Annotated in this window: 4 protein-coding genes; all 4 read right to left on the reverse strand. The window is 67.1% G+C overall.

Going from position 1 to position 4,109, the window contains the following annotated elements; translation table 11 throughout:
• Positions 1-562 (reverse strand): family 1 glycosylhydrolase (locus tag HET64_RS37225; protein WP_215111655.1); only part of this gene is annotated, 562 nt, incomplete at its 3' end.
• A 94-nt stretch (positions 563-656) separates the two neighbouring features.
• A complete protein-coding gene (locus tag HET64_RS37230; RefSeq protein ID WP_215111656.1) occupies positions 657-1,538 on the reverse strand; it encodes a carbohydrate ABC transporter permease in 882 nt (293 codons plus the stop codon).
• A complete protein-coding gene (locus HET64_RS37235) occupies positions 1,535-2,506 on the reverse strand; it encodes a carbohydrate ABC transporter permease (protein WP_215111657.1) in 972 nt (323 codons plus the stop codon). Before HET64_RS37235 ends, HET64_RS37230 begins: the two co-directional genes overlap by 4 nt.
• A 2-nt stretch (positions 2,507-2,508) precedes the next feature.
• Positions 2,509-3,753, reverse strand: coding sequence for a sugar ABC transporter substrate-binding protein (locus tag HET64_RS37240; protein WP_215111658.1), 1,245 nt, complete (start codon positions 3,751-3,753; stop codon positions 2,509-2,511).
• Positions 3,754-4,109 lie beyond the last annotated feature (356 nt).

The following is a 4,109-nucleotide window of genomic DNA, read 5'->3' on the forward strand; positions in this document are numbered from 1 at the left end:
GCGGGAAGCTGTTGTCGCCGCGCTTGGCCTGGCCCGCCATCACGGCGATCATGTTCGGCTCGTTGATCGTGCAGACGTGGCTGACGCCCTCGGAGATGACCGGGGCGCAGGCCGCCACGTACCGCGCGAACAGCTCCACCGCGCCCTCGGCCGTCCAGCCGCCGCGCGCCTCGAACCACTGCGGGACGGTGAAGTGGTGCAGGGTCACCATCGGGCGCAGGCCGCGCTCGATCGCTCCCTCCACCATCCGCCGGTAGTGGGCGAGCTGGGCACGGGAGAAGTGGCCTTCGACCGGCTCGATGCGGGCCCACTCGATGGAGAAGCGGTAGTCGGTGAAGCCGAGCGAGGCCAGCAGGTCCATGTCCTCGGGCCAGCGGTGGTAGCTGTCACAGGCGTCCAGGCTCGGCTCCGCGATGTGGGTGCCGGCGGCGTGTTCCTTGACCCACCAGTCGCAGTCGGTGTTGTTGCCCTCGATCTGGTGGGCGGCCGTGGACGCGCCCCAGAGGAAGCCCTCGGGGAACGGGACGGGGGTCTTCTGGTCCGAAGCAGGGGTGTGTGTCATCGCGACATGTCTTTCTGGTGGTGGTGAGGGGTGTGGCCGCGCTCTGTTGCGGGGTGGGGTGCGGCCTCGTACGTGAAGTGCCCGGGCGGACGCGTTACTTCATGCCCGCCGTGGCGATGCCCTGCGTGAAGTGCCGTTGCAGCGCGATGAAGACGACCAGCACCGGCAGCACGATCAGGAAGGCCCCGGCCATCAGCATCCCGTTGGAGCCGCCGGCCTTGTTGGGGTCGGTGGCGAAGGTCGCCAGGGCCACCGGGAGGGTGTATTTGTCGGGGTCGTTGGTCGCGATCAGCGGCCAGACAAAGTTGTTCCAGGAACCCAGGAACGTGAAGATCGACAGGGTCGCGAGGGCGGGCTTCACCAGCGGCATCACGATCCGCCAGAAGATGTACCACTCGCTCGCGCCGTCCATCCGGGCCGCTTCCAGCAGCTCGTCCGGGATCGACTGCATGAACTGGCGCATCAGGAAGACCCCGAAGGCCCCGGCGGCGAACGGCAGCACCAGACCCGCGTAGCTGTCGATCAGCTGGAGCTTGCTCATCAGCACGAACAGCGGAAGCAGCATCAGGTTGCCGGGCACCATCAGCGCGCCGAGCACCAGGCCGAAGACCTTGTTGCGGCCGACGAAGTTCAGCTTGGCCAGGGCGTAGCCGAGCATCGAGCAGAAGACCAGGTTCGAGACGGTCACCAGGACCGCCACGATCACCGAGTTCATGAAGTACAGGGGCAGGTCCAGCTTGTCGAGCAGCTGCCGGAAGTTCTCCAGGGTCCACTCGGTGGGGATCCACACCGGCGGGCTGGCCGACAGCTCGCTCTGCGTCTTGAAGGCGGAGAGCCCCATCCAGAGGAAGGGCGCCGACATGACCAGCAGGCCGAGCGAGAGCAGGGTGTACACGACGGGGCGCGAGGCGCTCCGCTGCTTCGGGGCCCGGGACTTCAGCGGCTCGACCGGTGCCTTGCTGCTGGTGGCGCTCATTTCGTGTTGTCCTTCAGCAGTCGGAGCTGGAGCACCGTGATGCCCATGATCACCACGAAGAGGACGTACGCCATGGCGCTCGCGTAGCCCATGTGGAAGAAGTTGAACCCTTCGCGGTACATGTTCAGCGAGACCGTGAGGGTCGAGTCGGACGGGCCGCCCTGGGTCATCACGAACGGCTCCTCGAACACGTTGAGGTAGCCGATCGTCGTGATCACCGTGGCGTAGAGGAGGGTCGGACGCAGGAGCGGGACCGTGATGCCCCGGAACTCCTGCCAGACGCTCGCGCCGTCGAGCTTCGCGGCTTCCCGCACCTCGGTGGGGATCGCCTGGAGGCCCGCGATGAACAGCACCATCACCGTGCCGACGTTCCGCCAGACCGCCATGACGATCAGCGACGGCATCGCCAGCGTCTCGGAGCCGAGGAAGTCCGGTGCGGTCCAGCCCACTTCGGAGAAGAGGCCCGCGATCAGCCCGTCGCTCGGATCGAGGACGAACCGCCAGACGACGGCCACCGCGACGATGGTGGTGACCACCGGGGCGTAGAAGCCGACCCGGAAGAAGGTCCGCGCCCGGTCGATGCCGTTGTTCAGCAGAACGGCGACGACCAGCCCGATGCCGATGGTCAGCGGCACGCCGACGACCACGAAGTACCCCGTGTTGAAGAGGGACTTGAGGAACTTCTCGTCGCCGAAGAGGTTGACGTAGTTCTCGAACCCGATGAAGTTCGCTTCCCAGGGGCGCGTCACGTTGCGCAGCCCGAAGTCCGTGAAGCTCATCACCAGCGTGGCGAGGATCGGGAACGCCATGAAGACGGTGAACAGGACGAGGAACGGGGTGGAGAACAGCCACCCCGCCGCGTTCTGCACGCCCATCGACGGCTTGCGTCCCCGGCTGCCCCCGGTGGCCGGGGACGGTGCGGCCCCGGCCTTCCGGGGCCCTCGGGCCTTCTCGGTCGTGGTGCTCATGGCTACTGCTTCACGAGACCTTCGATCTCGGACTGCGCGGTCTTCAGCGCGTCCTCGGCGGAAGCCTTGCCCTGCGTCACCTTGGCGATGGCCTGGTCCACCTTGTCGGTGATCTCGGTCCAGTTGGCCAGGGACGGCGAGGACTTGGCGGTGTCCATCTGCTTCTTGAAGGTCTGCAGGTCGGCGTCGTCGGCGAGCGTGCCGGACTCCCACGCGGAGGTGTTGGCGGGCAGGTCCTTCGTCCGCTCGTACCAGTCGGACTGGCCCTTCGTGTCGGTCAGGTACGTGATGAACTCGGTGGCCGCGGCCTTGTGCTCGCTGTCCTTGGAGACGACGAGGGAGGAACCGCCGGCCATGGAGGTGGAGGAGGCGTCCGCCGGGACGTTCGCGATGGCCCACTTGCCCTTGATCTGCGGCTGGCCCTCGTTGAGGAGGGTCACGTGCCAGGGGCCGCCGAAGAACATCGGGACCCGGCCGTTGCCGAAGTCCTTCACCACGTCGTAGCCGGGCTGTACGGACTTGTTGGAGAGGCCCTTGTCGAAGTACGAGCCGTACTCCTTCAGCGCCTTGACGGCCTCCGGGCTGTCGACGACGGCCTCGCCCTTGTCGTTGACGATCTCGCCGCCCGCCGAGTACAGGAAGGAGTAGAAGTTCTGCACGGTGTCCAGGCCGCTGGGCTGGATGGACAGCCCCCACTTCGTACCGGCCTTCTCCTGGTACGCGCCTGCCAGGTCCTTCAGACCCTTCCAGTCGGTCGGAGCCTCGGTGACGCCGGCCTTCTCGGCCAGGTCCGTGCGGTAGTAGAGGACCCGGGTGTCGACGTACCACGGCACACCGTAGGCGGTGCCGTCCACCTCGCCCTGCTCCCAGCCCGCCGGGAAGAAGTCCTTCTTGTCGAAGACCTTGGTGTCCACCGGCTCCAGCACGCCGAGCTCGGAGAACTCGCCCATGTAACTGCCGCCCATCTGCGCCACGTCGGGCAGGGTGCCCGCCGCCGCTGCCGAGACGAGCTTCTGGTGGGCGACGTCCCAGCCGATGGGGGTCACCTTCACCGTGATGTTCGGGTTGGCCTTCTCGTAGACCTCGGCCACGTCGGCGAGCTTCTCGCCCTCGGCTCCCATGGCCCACACGGTGAGCGTCTGCTTCTCGTCCGCCGCGACGTCGCCGCCGGAGGAGCCGCAGGCGGAGAGGGTCACGGCGAGCGCGAGCGCTATGCCGGCGGGGGCGGTTCTGGCGATGCGGGACATGGGAGGGCTCCTCCTTGAGCAATCCGGATGCTGCGCGATGTATGCGCTGCCTGTAAGCGCATACATCACTCTGCGCCAGTCGTTCGGGAATCCGCAAGAGGGTGCTGGGTCACACTCGTGCAACGTGCTCGACATCCTGGCGCCTTGTAGTTGAACCGTAAACGCACTGTTTGTGGAAGAACAGGCGATGTGACCGATTCGTCGTCGGAGGCCGGGTGTCGGGGGCACGCCCGGCACCGGCGTGGTCGGCGTCTACCCTCGCGGCATGGCCTCATCCGTCGCCCTCTCCCACGACTTCCCGTTCGACCCGGCCTACGGGTACGACGCGCCGGGCGCCCTGCTGGGCGTCCCCGCCC

This window comes from Streptomyces sp. McG3 (genome assembly GCF_018619185.1).
GTDB lineage: Bacteria > Actinomycetota > Actinomycetes > Streptomycetales > Streptomycetaceae > Streptomyces.

What these genes read in the sequence shown, in the direction of transcription:
- HET64_RS37240 (WP_215111658.1), bottom strand. Translation starts at nt 3,753, where the DNA reads ATGTCCCGCATCGCCAGAACCGCCCCCGCCGGCATAGCGCTCGCGCTC.
- HET64_RS37235 (WP_215111657.1), bottom strand. Translation starts at nt 2,506, where the DNA reads ATGAGCACCACGACCGAGAAGGCCCGAGGGCCCCGGAAGGCCGGGGCC.
- HET64_RS37230 (WP_215111656.1), bottom strand. Translation starts at nt 1,538, where the DNA reads ATGAGCGCCACCAGCAGCAAGGCACCGGTCGAGCCGCTGAAGTCCCGG.